Genomic DNA, 14,137 nt, shown 5'->3' on the forward strand with positions numbered 1-14,137 from the left:
TTCGCGCTTGTGGCCGGAACCGCGTTGGCGATACTGCTTACGGTTGCTTGTGGTCTGCTGTGCATCTCGACCGAGCATAGCAGACTATGGTGGCTCGCCTATGTGATGGCACTTTGTCTGGCAACGACGCTACTGGCGCACCATCGGATGGACGAGCATCGCTTCTTCATTGCGTACGCCACGCTTGTTTTGCTAGAAACGTCGATTTGGTTTTGGTCCGTCGAGCACATGATTATGAGCGCGGGTGATTGGATACTGGCGGGAGCGTTCTTGTTCCTGGCCGTGCTCAGTTTGCTACTGCACAGACGCGGGCGTCAGCCTGGCTAACAATCCAACAACAATTTCAACAGGGTGGTATATGAAACATGCCGAGAAAATTAGACTCGTACTACCACTGGTCCTGCCCGATGTAACGCATCCGCTGGACCAGTGCATTGACAGGTTGATCCAGTCGCTATCGGGCCGTCCCGGCCTGGAGCGAGTCCATCTGAAACAGGGCGAATCTAACGAACCGCTCTTGTGTCTGCATTACGATCCCGCGCTGATCACAGTGGCGCGGCTGCGAGAGTTAGTCCATTCGGTGGGTGCGGACTTGACGGAAAAATACGGGCATTACACTACCCGAATCAACCTTCCACTGCATGCGCGCAGTGCCCGGTTATTATCGAACAGGCTACGCGGTATGCCTGGCGTGCTGGAGGCGGAGGTATCGGCATCGGGCGCGGTTCGCGTCGAATACGAACGCGACCTGCTGTCGCAAGCCGAGCTGGCGCAACGCATCGCCGCAATTGGGGGAACAATGGAAGGCGCGAGCGGGCGCGGGCATGACGATGCGCCAGGTACCGGCCAACTTGCAGATCAGAACATTGTTGCTATTATGGGCGCCCGGATAGCCAAGTCGGGGACCACGTCCCCACATGAGCGCAAACACGCGTCTGCAACAACGGCAGCGGTCGATGCCACTGCACATGGTCATGATGCTGGGCATGTGCGTGAGCATGAGCATGAGCATGAGCACGAGACAGAAGCGCAGCACGCTCACGCCCACGACGACAAGGCCGAAGCGCATGCAGGTCACGACCACGCCCATGGCGGTATATTCGGCGAGAGGTCCGAGCTAATTTCCGCCGTTCTTGCGGGTGTATGCGTGCTGGCAGGATGGCTCGTCGAACGTGCCGGATGGGGGGGCGAATGGCTGCCGGTCTTGCTCTATTGCGGCGCCTACCTCTTCGGCGGTTACTTTACGACCAAAGAGGCGATCGAGAACATCTTGGCGCGTCGCTTCGAGATCGACACACTGATGCTGGTAGCGGCCGCCGGCGCCGCCGCCCTGGGCAAATGGGCCGAAGGCGGCTTGCTGTTGTTCTTGTTCAGCCTTGGCCATTCACTTGAGCACTTCGCCATGGGCCGCGCACGGCGGGCGATCGAGGCATTGGCAAAGCTGGCACCAGAAACCGCACTCATCAAACGTGGTGAGTCGACCGCTGAAGTGCCTGTGGAAACCCTCAAGCCTGGCGATATCGTGCTGGTAAAGCCGAATGAGCGACTGCCGGCGGACGGTGTTGTCGTTAAGGGCAACACCAGCGTGAACCAGGCGCCGGTCACAGGTGAAAGTGTTCCCGTTGACAAGGAGCCAGTCGAGGACGGTACCGCCGCGATCACCACGTTCGAACGGGTTAGCGCCAATAGTCGGGTTTTTGCCGGTACCATCAACGGTTCAGGCGCGATCGAAGTCATGGTCGCGCGACTGGCCGCCCAATCGACGATGGCGCGCGTGGTTCAGATGGTGGCAGACGCGGAAGCCCAACGTTCACCGACGCAGCAATTCACTGACAAATTCGAACGCATGTTCGTTCCCGTGGTGCTTGCGCTGGTGGGCTTATTGATGCTCGCGTTCCTGGTCATCGACGAATCGTTCGCGGACAGCTTCTATCGCGCGATGGCCGTTCTGGTTGCAGCCAGTCCATGCGCTCTGGCCATTTCCGTTCCGAGCGCCGTGCTGTCCGGGGTCGCGCGCGCCGGCCGGGGGGGCGTCCTGGTTAAGGGCGGTGGGCCACTGGAGAATCTTGGCAGTTTGACGTCCATCGCTTTTGACAAGACCGGCACCCTGACCGAGGGGCGCCCGAAACTGACCGATGTCGTACCAGCGGACGGCGTGAGCGAGGAAGAACTGCTGACAATTGTCCTTGCAGTCGAGTCACACAGCGATCATCCGCTGGCTTCCGCATTGGTCGAAGGGGCGAAAGCGAGTCTTTCGAATGGAAAGGCGGTGTCGACTGCAGACAACGTCAAAAGCATCACAGGACGCGGCATCCAGGCGAGTGTCGGTGGCGAGACCGTGTACATCGCTAAGCCAATACTGTTTTCCGAGCTGGGTGGTACCGGCTTGCCCGATGCACTCATCAAGACCAACGATCAGTTGATCAAGGATGGCCGCACCACGATGATTGTTCGCAAGGGCGAACGGTATCTGGGTACCATCGGCGTGATGGACACTCCGCGCGAAGTTGCGGCTTCGGTGATGACCCGACTGCGCGCGCTAGGCATCGAACGCCTGATTATGATTTCGGGGGACAACCAGCAAGTGGCCGATTCTGTGGCTAAATCGGTCGGCTTGACCGAAGCCAGGGGAGACCTGATGCCCGAGCAGAAAGTTGACGCTATCAAGCAATTGCGCGAGCAGCACGGAAAGGTCGCCATGGTTGGTGATGGCGTCAACGATGCGCCGGCGATGGCCAACGCAACGGTCGGTATTGCGATGGGGGCAGCGGGCTCGGACGTCGCGCTTGAAGCGGCGGATGTTGCCCTCATGGGCGACGACTTGGGGCAGCTCCCCTTCGTGGTTGGCTTGTCGCGGCAAACTAGCCGCATCATCAAACAGAATTTATGGGTCAGCCTGGGCGTCGTCGCTGTCCTCATTCCAGCGACAATATTTGGCTTGAACATCGGAACGGCCGTGCTCTTTCACGAAGGATCGACCGTGCTGGTCGTGATCAATGCGCTACGGCTACTGGCGTTTCAGGATGATGACAGGGGCAGCATAGCGAATACGACCCAGCCTCCGGCATCTGTAGAGACCGCGAAAGTCGATGTCATGAAGGCGCCTACAACGTGAATACGTCTTTAAGTAGTGTTCTGATGTTTGCGGCTTTCCCGGCTATCTCCGTCGTTCTGGGCGCCTTAGTGACGCTCGTGCGTACTCCCAGCGCGAAGCTACGCAGCGCGGTGCAGCACTTGGCCGCCGGGGTCATCTTCTGCGTCCTGGCCACCGAGTTACTACCCGACTTAGTCCATCGTCATATGCCATGGGTTACCCTCATGGGGTTTTCGATTGGGGTCGCGGTAATGCTTGCCGTCAAATGGGCCGGAGATCAAGGCGAGAAAGGCGAATCAGCACGAAGCAGTCGCGGACTACTGTCAGCAATGGGTGTCGATGTTGCTCTGGATGGCATGCTCATTGGCCTTTCGTTCGCCGCAGGCGAAAGACAAGGCTTGTTGCTCACCATCGCGCTTGTCTTGGAGCTTTTTTTTCTCGGTGTCTCTTGCGCCACGTCGCTTGGCAACAGAGGGAAAACCAAGCGGGCGATCGGACTGGCGTGCATTGGGCTCGCTGTGGCGCTACTCGCCGGTGCGGGTGCCGGTGCGGTCTTACTCAGCCGCGTCTGGCCAGTCTATGTTGATGGATTGCTGGCCTTCGGCGTAGCGGCATTGTTATATCTAGTGACCGAAGAACTGCTCGTTGAAGCACATGAGGAATCGGAGACACCGATCCAGACGGCGATGTTTTTCCTCGGCTTCATCGGTTTGTTCACTTTGGACATGCTCATTTAGCGTGACGGCAATACAATGTCCGGCCGCGTTCGGGATCACATAGTTGGGAGCCGCGTCAAGCGGCTCCCAGCATGCTTCTAGGCCATGACCGCGACTATTGCTCCGGTCGTGCGGGACGCGTCAGATTCTGTAGTATCTCGGGGACTATGCCCTCATGGCAATCTCGCGGCGAGAATTCTACTTTGTCGTGGATTTCCAGCGAAATCGATCGTGGCGCCGATACCGTTATGTATTCGTGCAGCCGGCCATGAGGAATCTTTACTTCTACGAATCGGTTTGTTGCTAACTGCTGAGGCGTTAGGGAAGTTAAGCAAGTTGGGGGCTTCCTCATAAGAGCCTCTGCTGTATATATCTTGCTGACGTAGCCGCTCCTGCTGTTCTCTCCCAGTCTAGGTTCAGGAGTGCTGCATCCGACAATTGCCAATCCAACGACAAACCCAATGTATCTTAAAGGCTGTTTCATAATTTCTCTTTTCGATTAAGTGCGCACGATACCAGCGCAACGCGCAAGCGATGAAGTTCATCCGACATCACTTTTTTCGCTCTGCGAAGGAACGGAATAAGTTGCTGCTGGCAGCTGCCCGGATGCTGATTAGAACGGAACGCTGCAAGTTTTGATTGCCAGCGAGTTTGCGGCCATGAAGGCTATCAGTGAGGATGCTGAACCGAAATGATCGGAGCGCGCCGCTCAATAGATGGCTCGACAACAACCCCCGAGGAATGGCTGAGGCACCAAAATACAGTTGATGAAGAGCAGACGTCTGCCTAGATGGCGATGTTCCCGAGGAAGGTCCATTTGGGCCGAAGGGGTTCCTCCGGAATGGGCGATTGATACGTGGGGTAACTTGCAATCTCCGCCGAGACGGACATAACGACTGGGAGAGAAAGTTGAATGGAGGGGGAGACAGGCACAGAGAAATTGCAAAAGACATGACAGCCGGCGCAACATCCGATCACACTTTTTTTGTCGGTTTCGGCAGCCTGGCTATGTGCGCTTGGGGCTTGAACGCCGCTCTCAGTGGCGCTCTGTCCTGACGTTCGCGAGATGACGTCTCGTACGCCCGACATCGCCGCCCAAGTCGTCTGGAGTGGCAACAGCAACACTAAGAGCATAATAAGCAGGCGTTTCATATCGACAGATTATACAGAAGGCCGCGGCGCGCGGCGACCAAGTCCGCAGCGCATGACCTGTTCATATCGTCTCAGGTACTTAGCCATTCTCGCGGTGCTATTCGTACACGTTCATCGTGATATACTAGCGCTCATTATGCCCCGTCGAACTCTCTACCTGCTGATTGCACTACTCGCGCTACAGTTTAGCTGGAGCGTGGTGGCTGCCTATTGCACGCACGAGACGGGGCGCGCAGCAAATCACTGGGGCCATCATCCGGACGCCAAAGCTTCGGATGAGGTCGTGTCGTTGTTGAAGGAAAAACCTTCTGACGCCAAAAAGACTTCGGCGCACTCGCACTGTGCGTCATGCGCGCACGGCGCGTTGTCGATTTATAGTTTCGAAAGCATCTCTCATCCGCAGTTCGCTGAAGCTGCTCCTGTGTCCACTGAAATCACTCTTTCTTCTTACCCCACCGCCCCTCCTGAGCGCCCTCAGTGGGTAGCCGCCATTTAACTCCGGCGGTTGTATTTGTTCGTCTTTATAGGAACGTGACCTACGTCTGAAAATGATGGAGGTTGCTGCACGCCGCCGGATTTCTTCGTCACTCATTTACGGAGTTATCCATGCAATCCCGATATTTTGTTATGGGAGCGGCTGTCCTATTGGCGCAGCTTATCTCCTTTAGTACCCAAGCTGCTGAGCAGCAAGGCGCGTCCTTTACCATTGGCGAGTCGGCACGTTCAATAGACCCAAGCACTGCCCCTTTGACGCTGGAGCAGGCCATCACGCAGGCCCTGTCGACCAGTCCTCAATTACGTTCCGCCGCGCAGAGCGTGGCCATCGCAGAAGGCGCGCGTGTTCAAGCCGGTATGCGGCCAAATCCAGAGCTGTCGCTGCTACGCGAAGGCATGTCTTCGACCACCGGCCGTACCGACACCTATCAACTCAGCCAGCTGCTTGAACTAGGCGATAAGCGTGGCGCACGCATAAAATTCGCCGAGCAAGATCAAGCCTTTGCGCGTGGCGACACCAACGTCGCTGCAGCCGAACTTCGCGCCAACGTCATTGCGGCCTATTTTGAGGCGCTGACGGCCCGAGAGCACGTTGCGCTAGCCAAGGAGTCCCTAACCCTAGCAAGTAAAGCCACCAACGCTGCCGGCCGCCGCGTTGCTGCGGGCAAGATATCTCCATTGGAGCAGACGCGCTCAAGCGTTGCCGAAGCCGGCGCCCGTCTGGAGCTGTCGCAAGCGCTGGCCGATGCGGCACTGGCCAAACGCCGCCTGGCGGCCTTCTGGGGGAGTACTCAGCCGGAGGCGCGACCGCTGGTGGCACCTGAAATCAACCTCGCTGCCATTCCCGCTCTACCCGAGTTGCAAACACGTCTGGAGGCTTCGCCACAAATGCAACGTGCGCGCATACAGATCGCACGTGAGGAGGCCCGGCTCAATCTGGCCAAAGCCGACCGCGTGCCAGACCTGACCGTTACGCTGGGGAGAAAAAAAGACAGCCTGACCAACGTTTCCCAGACCATTGTTGGTGTGGCTATCCCGCTGCCGCTGTTTAATCGCAACCAAGGTAACCTCCTTTCCGCACTGCGCCGTGTCGACAAGGCTCGAACAGATGCCGAGATCGAGTACCTCAATGCGATACAAGCCCTGGCTGATGCCCACCAACGCGCTACTGTCTCGCAGGAACAGATCGAAAGCATGCGCAAGGAAATTCTGCCGGCGGCCCAAAGCGCCTTCGATGCGGCGGTCACTGGCTTCGAACTGGGAAAATTCGGTTTCATCGATGTGCTCGATGCGCAACGCACACTGTTTCAAAGCCGCGCTCAATACCTGAGCGCACTGTCTGCACGCTTTCGCTCCCTTGCTGATCTGGAGCGCTTTATCGCCGTAGAAAACAACGTTGGCAATTTACCGACTGACAGGAATACAAAATGATGTTGAATATTGACAAAAAATCTCAAAAATCCGCACTGATTATTGTGCTGATCGGCGCCGTACTGGGCTCCGCTATCCTGTTCTGGAAAAAAGATGGCGCAGGTCCTGCAAGTGAAGCTGCGCACGCGGAACAGGGTGCCAAGGAAGGCGGCAAAGGCGGCGCCCATGTCGGCGAGGAAGGTGTCATCTTGATGAACGCCAAGCAAATTCAGACTGCGGGCATCATTACCGCCAAAGCTGAACCAGCGATCATGGGGAACGTGATTCAGTTGCCAGGTGAGGTTCGTTTTAATGAAGACCTGACCGCGCACATTGTTCCCCGCACGCCGGGAGTGGCCGACTCGGTCTCCGCCGACCTCGGCCAAAATGTGAAGAAAGGTCAAGATTTAGCTGTGATCTCCAGCCCCGCGTTAGCAGATCTGCGTAGTGCCTCATTGGCAGCACAAAAGCGCCTGAGTCTTGCACAGGTCACTTTCCAGCGCGAGAAGAAGTTATGGGAAGACAAAATATCGGCCGAGCAAGACTATCTGCAAGCCCAGAGCGCGTTGCGCGAAGCCGAAATTGAATCGCAGACCGCTCGCTCCAAATTGTCTGCGCTGGGTGCCGGCGAGGCGGAGGGAGCGCTCAACCGCTACGTCCTGCGTGCACCCTTCAATGGCGTGATTGTGGAAAAGCATATAGCCCAGGGCGAAGCAGTCAAGGAAGATGCCAACGTGTTCCTGCTCTCGGATCTGGCTAGCGTCTGGGTAGAAGTTGTTGTGACGCCGAAGGATCTGGAATTAGTCCGCGTCGGTGAAACCGTCAAGATCACTTCTGCTGCCAACGACACCTCCGCCACCGGCAAGGTCAGCTACGTAGGTAATCTGCTCGGTGAGCAAACTCGTACGGCAAAGGCGCGCGTCGTGATCTCTAATCCTAATATGGCATGGCGTCCTGGCCTGTTCGTCAATGCAGCCATGACGCGCGGTGAAAAGAACGTTCCTGTCACAGTCGTTGCCGATGCAGTGCAGACGATCGATGGCAAAACCGTGGTGTTCGTCAAAGTCGAAAAGGGTTTTAAGGTCCAGCCAGTCAAGACCGGCAGCAATGACGGCAAACGCGTTGAAATCGTTGAAGGTCTGTCTGTGGGTACTCAGTACGCCGCAGCCGGTAGCTTTGTAGTGAAGGCCGAGCAAGGCAAAGGCAGTGCCGGACACGAAGACTGATTAAGGAATCCACCATGTTTGAACGAATAATTCAATCTGCCATCGGCCACCGATGGCTTGTCATGCTCGCCGTGATCGCCATGGCCGCCATTGGCGTCTACAACTATCAGAAGCTGCCGATTGACGCAGTGCCTGACATTACTAACGTGCAGGTACAGATCAATACCAGCGCCAATGGCTATTCGCCGCTGGAAGTGGAGCAGCGTGTCACCTTCCCAATCGAGACAGTGATGGCCGGTTTGCCCAATCTGGAGCAGACGCGCTCGTTGTCCCGCTATGGCCTGTCACAGGTGACAGTGATCTTCAAGGATGGCACCGATGTCTACTTCGCGCGCCAGCTGGTTAACCAGCGCATCCAGGAGGCGAAGGAAAACCTGCCGCGCGGAGTCGTACCGATGATGGGACCAATTTCGACCGGGCTGGGTGAGATCTACCTGTGGACGGTCGAAAGTGAACCCAACGCCAAGAAACCTGACGGCACGCCATACACGCCGACCGACCTGCGCGAGATACAGGACTGGATTATCAAACCGCAGCTGCGCCAGGTGGAAGGCGTCACCGAGATCAACTCGATTGGCGGTTACGCGAAGGAATATCACATCACACCAGACCCTGTGAAGTTGAGCTCCTATGGACTCACTCTCAAAGATGTTGTGAGTGCCATTGATCGCAACAACAATAACGTGGGCGCCGGCTATATCGAGCGCAACGGTGAGCAGTTCCTGATCCGCGCGCCTGGCCAGGTACGCACGCTGGAGGACGTCCGCAATACCATCCTGAACAACGTCCAGGGTGTGCCGATTCGCGTGCGTGATGTAGCCGAAGTAGCTATCGGCCGCGAGCTGCGCACCGGTGCCGCGACCGAAAACGGCCGTGAGGTGGTGTTGGGCACAGTCTTCATGTTGATCGGCGAAAATAGCCGCGTGGTATCGCAGGCGGTTGCCAAGCGCATGGAGGCCGTGAACCGTTCGCTGCCAGCTGGTGTAAAAGCTGTACCGGTGTATGACCGCACGATACTGGTCGACAAGGCCATCGCTACCGTGAAGAAGAACTTGCTCGAAGGGGCAATTCTGGTCATCGTGATCCTGTTCATTTTCCTGGGTAACATCCGCGCGGCGCTTATCACAGCGATGGTCATTCCACTGGCGATGCTGTTCACTTTCACTGGCATGGTGACGTACAAGGTCAGCGCCAACCTGATGAGTTTGGGGGCGCTGGACTTCGGCATCATTATCGATGGCGCCGTGGTGATTGTTGAGAACTGTGTTCGCCGCCTGTCGCATGCGCAAGAGCACCATAAGCGAGAGCTGACTTTGCGAGAACGGTTCCATGAGGTGTTCGCCGCTGCCAAGGAAGCGCGTCGCCCGTTGCTCTTCGGTCAGTTGATCATCATGGTCGTGTACCTGCCTATCTTTGCTCTCGCGGGCGTTGAGGGCAAGATGTTCCATCCGATGGCCTTTGCCGTGGTCACAGCTTTGCTGGGCGCCATGATCTTGTCCATGACCTTCATCCCTGCGGCCGTAGCCCTGTTCATCGGTAAGCGTGTCGCGGAGAAGGAAAACCGCCTGATGACAATGGCCAAGAATGCCTACGAGCCGCTCCTGGAAAAGGTGATGAACAACGGGACGCCGGTGATCACGGGCGCCGTGGTGTTGATTGTGCTGTGCGGCCTGTTGGCCACGCGTATGGGGAGCGAATTCGTGCCGAACCTGAACGAAGGCGATATCTCGATCCAGGCGCTGCGCATTCCGGGAACCAGCCTGAGCCAGTCGCTGGAGATGCAGAAGAAGCTGGAAGCAGGCTTGAAAGCCAAGTTTCCGGAAATTGACCGCATCTTTGCCCGTACCGGTACTGCGGAAATTGCATCGGACCCCATGCCACCGAATATCTCGGATGGCTACATCATGTTCAAACCGGAGTCGGAATGGCCTAGGCCGAAAAAGACCCGTGATGAATTGATCGCAGAAATCAAAGAGGAAGCCGAAAAATATGTCGGCAACGCCTATGAGTTCTCCCAGCCGATTCAACTGCGTTTCAACGAACTGATTTCCGGCGTGCGTAGTGATGTTGCTGTCAAAGTCTACGGCGACGATATGGAGGTTCTGGCCGATACCGGCAAGAAGATTGCCGATGTGCTACAGCGCATTCCTGGGGCAACCGAAGTGAAGGTGGAGCAAACCGGCGGCTTGCCTATGCTGACCGTGCAGATTGATCGCGAGAAGACTTCGCGCTACGGTCTAAATATCGGCGACGTGCAAGATGCGCTGGCGATTGCGACCGGAGGCCGTGAGGCGGGCATCATGTTTGAAGGCGACCGTCGTTTCGACATAATGGTACGTCTACCGGAAACGCTGCGTAGCGACCTGGATGCGCTACGCCGACTGCCTATTTCACTGCCTTCTCAAGCAGGCGCTGCGACCTCGTTCATCCCTCTGGGCGAAGTGGCTGCACTGGAATTTGCGCCTGGTCCGAACCAGATCAGCCGTGAGAATGGTAAGCGCCGTATCGTGGTCAGCGCCAATGTGACCGGACGCGACATCGGCAGCTTCGTACCGGAGGCTGAACAAGCGATCGCAAAGAATGTCAAGATTCCATCCGGCTATTGGACGACTTGGGGCGGCACGTTTGAACAGCTTCAGTCGGCCACCCATCGCCTGCAAATTGTCGTTCCGTTGGCGCTGTTTCTGGTCTTTACGCTGTTGTTCGTTATGTTCAACAACGTCAAGGATGGCCTGCTGGTGTTTACCGGCATTCCGTTTGCGCTGACCGGCGGTATTATCGCACTGTCGATGCGCGGCATTCCAATGTCGATCTCCGCAGCGGTGGGCTTCATCGCGCTGTCAGGCGTGGCGGTTCTCAATGGACTGGTGATGATCTCCTATATCCGGTCCTTGCGTGAGGAAGGCATGAGCCTGGACACGGCGGTTGTTATTGGTGCCTTGACCCGTCTGCGTCCCGTGCTGATGACCGCACTGGTCGCTTCGCTGGGTTTCGTACCTATGGCGCTGGCAACCGGTACGGGCGCCGAAGTGCAACGTCCGCTGGCAACCGTAGTCATCGGCGGCATCCTGTCGTCGACGGCGCTGACGTTGTTAGTACTGCCTTTGCTGTACCGCTTAGTGCATCGTAACGATCCTGAGGAAAAGGAGATTGTCCCTGATGACCCCAAACCCGTTCACTAATTCAAAATAATCCTTTGTAAATTGCGGCCGGCAATGCCGGCCGCCTCTTCCGACTCACAGAGAAGTGAGCCGGAAGAGGCCGTTTACGCCTAAGAATGGCATTAAAAAAGGTGATAACCATGAATTCAAGCGAATCTGCCGCACACGCTGAACTTACAACTTACCTCGTCTATGGTTCCATTGTGATGGTGCTGGTCATGGGCGGTTTCATCTGGTGGCTGAACTACAGTTATAAAAAACGTAACAAGAAAAATCAAAAAAACCATTTGGAACTCGTCAGTCCGTCACCCAAACAGCATGGCCATCGTCGCCACAAACGGCACAAAAAATAAGGAGAAATTGTGAGCTCGAATCACATACATTCAGTCAACGAAAGCAAGAGTGAAAAACCTCTTTGGATCGCGTTAGTACTGACAACGGCATTCCTGATTGCGGAAGTCACTGGGGGTATTCTGACCAATAGTTTGGCACTGATTTCCGACGCCGCTCACATGTTTACCGATGCTGCAGCGTTGGCGGTATCTCTGGTCGCTATCCGAATTGGTAGACGAGCAGCCGATAATCTGCGCACTTTTGGGTATTACCGATTCGAGATCCTGGCCGCGGCCTTTAACGCGGTGCTGCTGTTCCTAGTCGCCATGTACATTTTGTACGAGGCCTATCAACGTATCAATAATCCTCCGCAAATCCAGTCTGGCGCCATGCTGGTGGTGGCCACACTTGGACTTGTTATCAACCTCATCAGCATGCGTTTGCTTGCGGACGACAAGGACAAGAGCCTGAACGTTAAGGGCGCGTATCTAGAGGTCTGGAGCGACATGCTAGGGTCAATTGGCGTCATCGCCGGCGCAATCATTATTCGTTTCACGGCCTGGACTTGGGTGGACTCAGCAATCGCGGTTCTCATTGGCTTGTGGGTACTTCCACGGACCTGGACTCTGCTCAAGGAAAGCCTGAATGTTTTGCTTGAGGGCGTACCGGAAGGGCTCAACATCCTCGAAGTCGAAGCAACCATAAAGGAAATTGCTTGCGTGGTGAGTGTCCACGATCTGCATGTGTGGGCAATCAGCAGCGGTAAAGCGAGCCTCACAGCCCACGTGGTCACCGAGTTAGCTTTACCAGGCCAGCAAGTTCTACTCAAGAAGATACGCGAAACTATTGCCGAAAAATTCGATATCCATCACTGCACCATGCAGCTTGAAATCGAACCTTGTGAGGACGCCGGCGTACATGGCTACGGCGCGCGATCTCCGACACTGGGGGGGGCTAAATGATAAAGCCCAGCGCCAACATTCCGGTTCAAGATCACGTGCGAAAGGTGGTCTCCAAGTCCCGAATTCCATTTCGGAAACCCCAGCTTCTGCCCTTCCATTTGCACTCTGCATTTTCGCAGCTACTGCGTTTCAAATCCATCGGCCCCGCTGCGGTCTTAAGCGTAAGGAGTCTCCCATGACGGACCAGCCTTCCGATAAGACAGGCCACGACGAAACGGACATGACCGAGATGCTCAATGAGCTGCGCATCCTGCTGCCTGGTGCTCAGTTGCTAAATGGGTTTCTGATCACGTTGCCATTCAACTCCGGTTTTCAGAAGATCGTCGAGGTAGAAAAATGGATCTTCATGGCGACATTCTTTTGCTCGCTCTCCAGCCTGATTCTGTTTACCGCGCCGGCAGTACAGCACAGGGTATTACGCCCGCTGGAGGACCGGATCGGATTCAAGAACGTAGCGAGTAGGCAGATGCTTGCCGGTGCTGTGTTCCTTTCATTGGCGTCAGCTCTGTGCGCCTACCTGGTAACTGCCGAAGTACTTGGGCATCCAGTTGGCGGCGCGGTCGCCGCGTTGGTTACAGCATTGATCGTGAGTTTGTGGTGGGCTTATCCATGGTGGCTACGCCGAAAACAGCGGCTAAACACGCCATTTAAGCCGCGCCTTGGCTACCTATTGAGGGACTGAGGTTTCGATTACTTCCAACCCTTTGCGGGAGAGTGAAATGGACAGTGCAAAAGGCAGGGCGGTAGCCATTGCGGGTTTGACCAAGGACGAATTCTGGGAGAACGCCCTGAGGATTTCAGAGCAGCGGTTGTCGGTCCTCGCATCAAATATTGCCAACGCCGATACGCCGAACTACAAGGCCCGCGATATCGACTTTCGCGCATCTTTGCAACAGGCGATCGCGGCAAGCTCTGCAGCGCATCCCAAGGCTGAGGTCACCAGCTCGCTATCGAAGGATCGTCCGTTCGTTGCCACGCTGATGTACCGAATTCCGACGCAGGGCGCCATCGATGGCAATACCGTCGAAATGGATACCGAGCGGGCTGCATTTTCTGATCAGGCTATTCGGCATGAATTTTTATTGCAGAAGGCCTCGGATGAATACAAAGAGATCGGGGCCTTATTTAAGAACATGGTCGGATAAATTTCGGCCGCAGGGGTCTTTTATGAAACTTAACGTCACGTTGGTCTCTGCGTTCGTGTTGATCACTGCCGCCGGCTGCAGTACAAGCCATTCCTATGACTTGGGCGTAAAGACGGGCACGATTACCTGCGTCTATTCAGTTGATGTCGAACCTGAAGCGCTAGCGGAATGTCGCGTCAAAGTTGCGTAAGAGAAATGCATATTGCTTACTCGCGATGCCGACGATACTTGCTACCGCGAGCGCAGATGGCGGTGGCTACCGAGGCATCCCAGGGTATCTTTTTTAACTAGTAGACTCATCATGGAATGTACTAATTGGCATCGAAAGGAAGTACGATGAAAACAAGTATCCTAGTATTACTCTCTGCTACTTTTAGTGGCTGCGCTACAATCTATGACGGTAAGTACGACTATGACGAAGGCTGGCGAATTGCGGAAATACT

The 14,137-nt window shown here is 55.9% G+C and carries 10 protein-coding genes; all 10 read left to right on the top strand.

From position 1 onward, the window contains the following. Window positions 1-24 precede the first annotated feature (24 nt). The 10 genes from DUGA2_RS22695 to flgB all read left to right on the top strand — a co-directional run bounded on the left by DUGA2_RS22695 (window position 25) and on the right by flgB (window position 13,694). Window positions 25-327 carry a hypothetical protein gene (locus DUGA2_RS22695; protein WP_141753347.1) on the top strand — a complete coding sequence of 101 codons (303 nt, stop codon included), beginning with the start codon at window positions 25-27 and terminating at the stop codon, window positions 325-327. A gap of 31 nt (window positions 328-358) precedes the next feature. Next, a complete protein-coding gene (locus DUGA2_RS22700; protein WP_070271715.1) occupies window positions 359-3,115 on the top strand; it encodes a heavy metal translocating P-type ATPase in 2,757 nt (918 codons plus the stop codon). Further along, the gene (locus DUGA2_RS22705) at window positions 3,112-3,831 is read left to right on the top strand and encodes a ZIP family metal transporter (RefSeq protein WP_008448032.1); all 720 of its coding nucleotides are present in this window, start codon (window positions 3,112-3,114) and stop codon (window positions 3,829-3,831) included. Before DUGA2_RS22700 ends, DUGA2_RS22705 begins: the two co-directional genes overlap by 4 nt. A 1,737-nt stretch (window positions 3,832-5,568) precedes the next feature. Next, window positions 5,569-6,888 carry a TolC family protein gene (locus DUGA2_RS22710; RefSeq protein WP_070271716.1) on the top strand — a complete coding sequence of 440 codons (1,320 nt, stop codon included), beginning with the start codon at window positions 5,569-5,571 and terminating at the stop codon, window positions 6,886-6,888. After that, window positions 6,885-8,093 carry an efflux RND transporter periplasmic adaptor subunit gene (locus DUGA2_RS22715; RefSeq protein ID WP_070271717.1) on the top strand — a complete coding sequence of 403 codons (1,209 nt, stop codon included), beginning with the start codon at window positions 6,885-6,887 and terminating at the stop codon, window positions 8,091-8,093. Before DUGA2_RS22710 ends, DUGA2_RS22715 begins: the two co-directional genes overlap by 4 nt. Window positions 8,094-8,107: 14 nt before the next feature. After that, window positions 8,108-11,275, top strand: coding sequence for a CusA/CzcA family heavy metal efflux RND transporter (locus DUGA2_RS22720; RefSeq protein ID WP_008448039.1), 3,168 nt, complete (start codon window positions 8,108-8,110; stop codon window positions 11,273-11,275). 119 nt (window positions 11,276-11,394) lie between these two features. Further along, window positions 11,395-11,607, top strand: coding sequence for a hypothetical protein (locus DUGA2_RS33690; protein ID WP_008448040.1), 213 nt, complete (start codon window positions 11,395-11,397; stop codon window positions 11,605-11,607). 9 nt (window positions 11,608-11,616) lie between these two features. Further along, window positions 11,617-12,549, top strand: coding sequence for a cation diffusion facilitator family transporter (locus tag DUGA2_RS22725; protein ID WP_008448042.1), 933 nt, complete (start codon window positions 11,617-11,619; stop codon window positions 12,547-12,549). 175 nt (window positions 12,550-12,724) lie between these two features. Then, entirely contained in the window at window positions 12,725-13,231 is a 507-nt protein-coding gene (locus DUGA2_RS22730; protein WP_051077255.1) for a DUF6328 family protein, read from the top strand. 37 nt (window positions 13,232-13,268) lie between these two features. Continuing rightward, window positions 13,269-13,694: a flagellar basal body rod protein FlgB gene (flgB, locus tag DUGA2_RS22735; RefSeq protein ID WP_008448047.1), complete on the top strand. Its 426-nt coding sequence runs from the start codon at window positions 13,269-13,271 to the stop codon at window positions 13,692-13,694. The last annotated feature ends 443 nt before the right edge of the window (window positions 13,695-14,137 follow it).

Source organism: Duganella sp. HH101, assembly GCF_001758795.1.
Taxonomy (GTDB): Bacteria; Pseudomonadota; Gammaproteobacteria; order Burkholderiales; family Burkholderiaceae_D; genus Rugamonas; species Rugamonas rivuli.

Bases quoted from the DNA above. Each gene is read 5' to 3' on its own strand.
- DUGA2_RS33690 (WP_008448040.1), top strand. From the start codon at position 11,395: ATGAATTCAAGCGAATCTGCCGCACACGCTGAACTTACAACTTACCTC.
- DUGA2_RS22720 (WP_008448039.1), top strand. From the start codon at position 8,108: ATGTTTGAACGAATAATTCAATCTGCCATCGGCCACCGATGGCTTGTC.
- DUGA2_RS22715 (WP_070271717.1), top strand. From the start codon at position 6,885: ATGATGTTGAATATTGACAAAAAATCTCAAAAATCCGCACTGATTATT.
- DUGA2_RS22700 (WP_070271715.1), top strand. From the start codon at position 359: ATGAAACATGCCGAGAAAATTAGACTCGTACTACCACTGGTCCTGCCC.
- DUGA2_RS22730 (WP_051077255.1), top strand. From the start codon at position 12,725: ATGACGGACCAGCCTTCCGATAAGACAGGCCACGACGAAACGGACATG.
- DUGA2_RS22710 (WP_070271716.1), top strand. From the start codon at position 5,569: ATGCAATCCCGATATTTTGTTATGGGAGCGGCTGTCCTATTGGCGCAG.
- flgB (WP_008448047.1), top strand. From the start codon at position 13,269: ATGGACAGTGCAAAAGGCAGGGCGGTAGCCATTGCGGGTTTGACCAAG.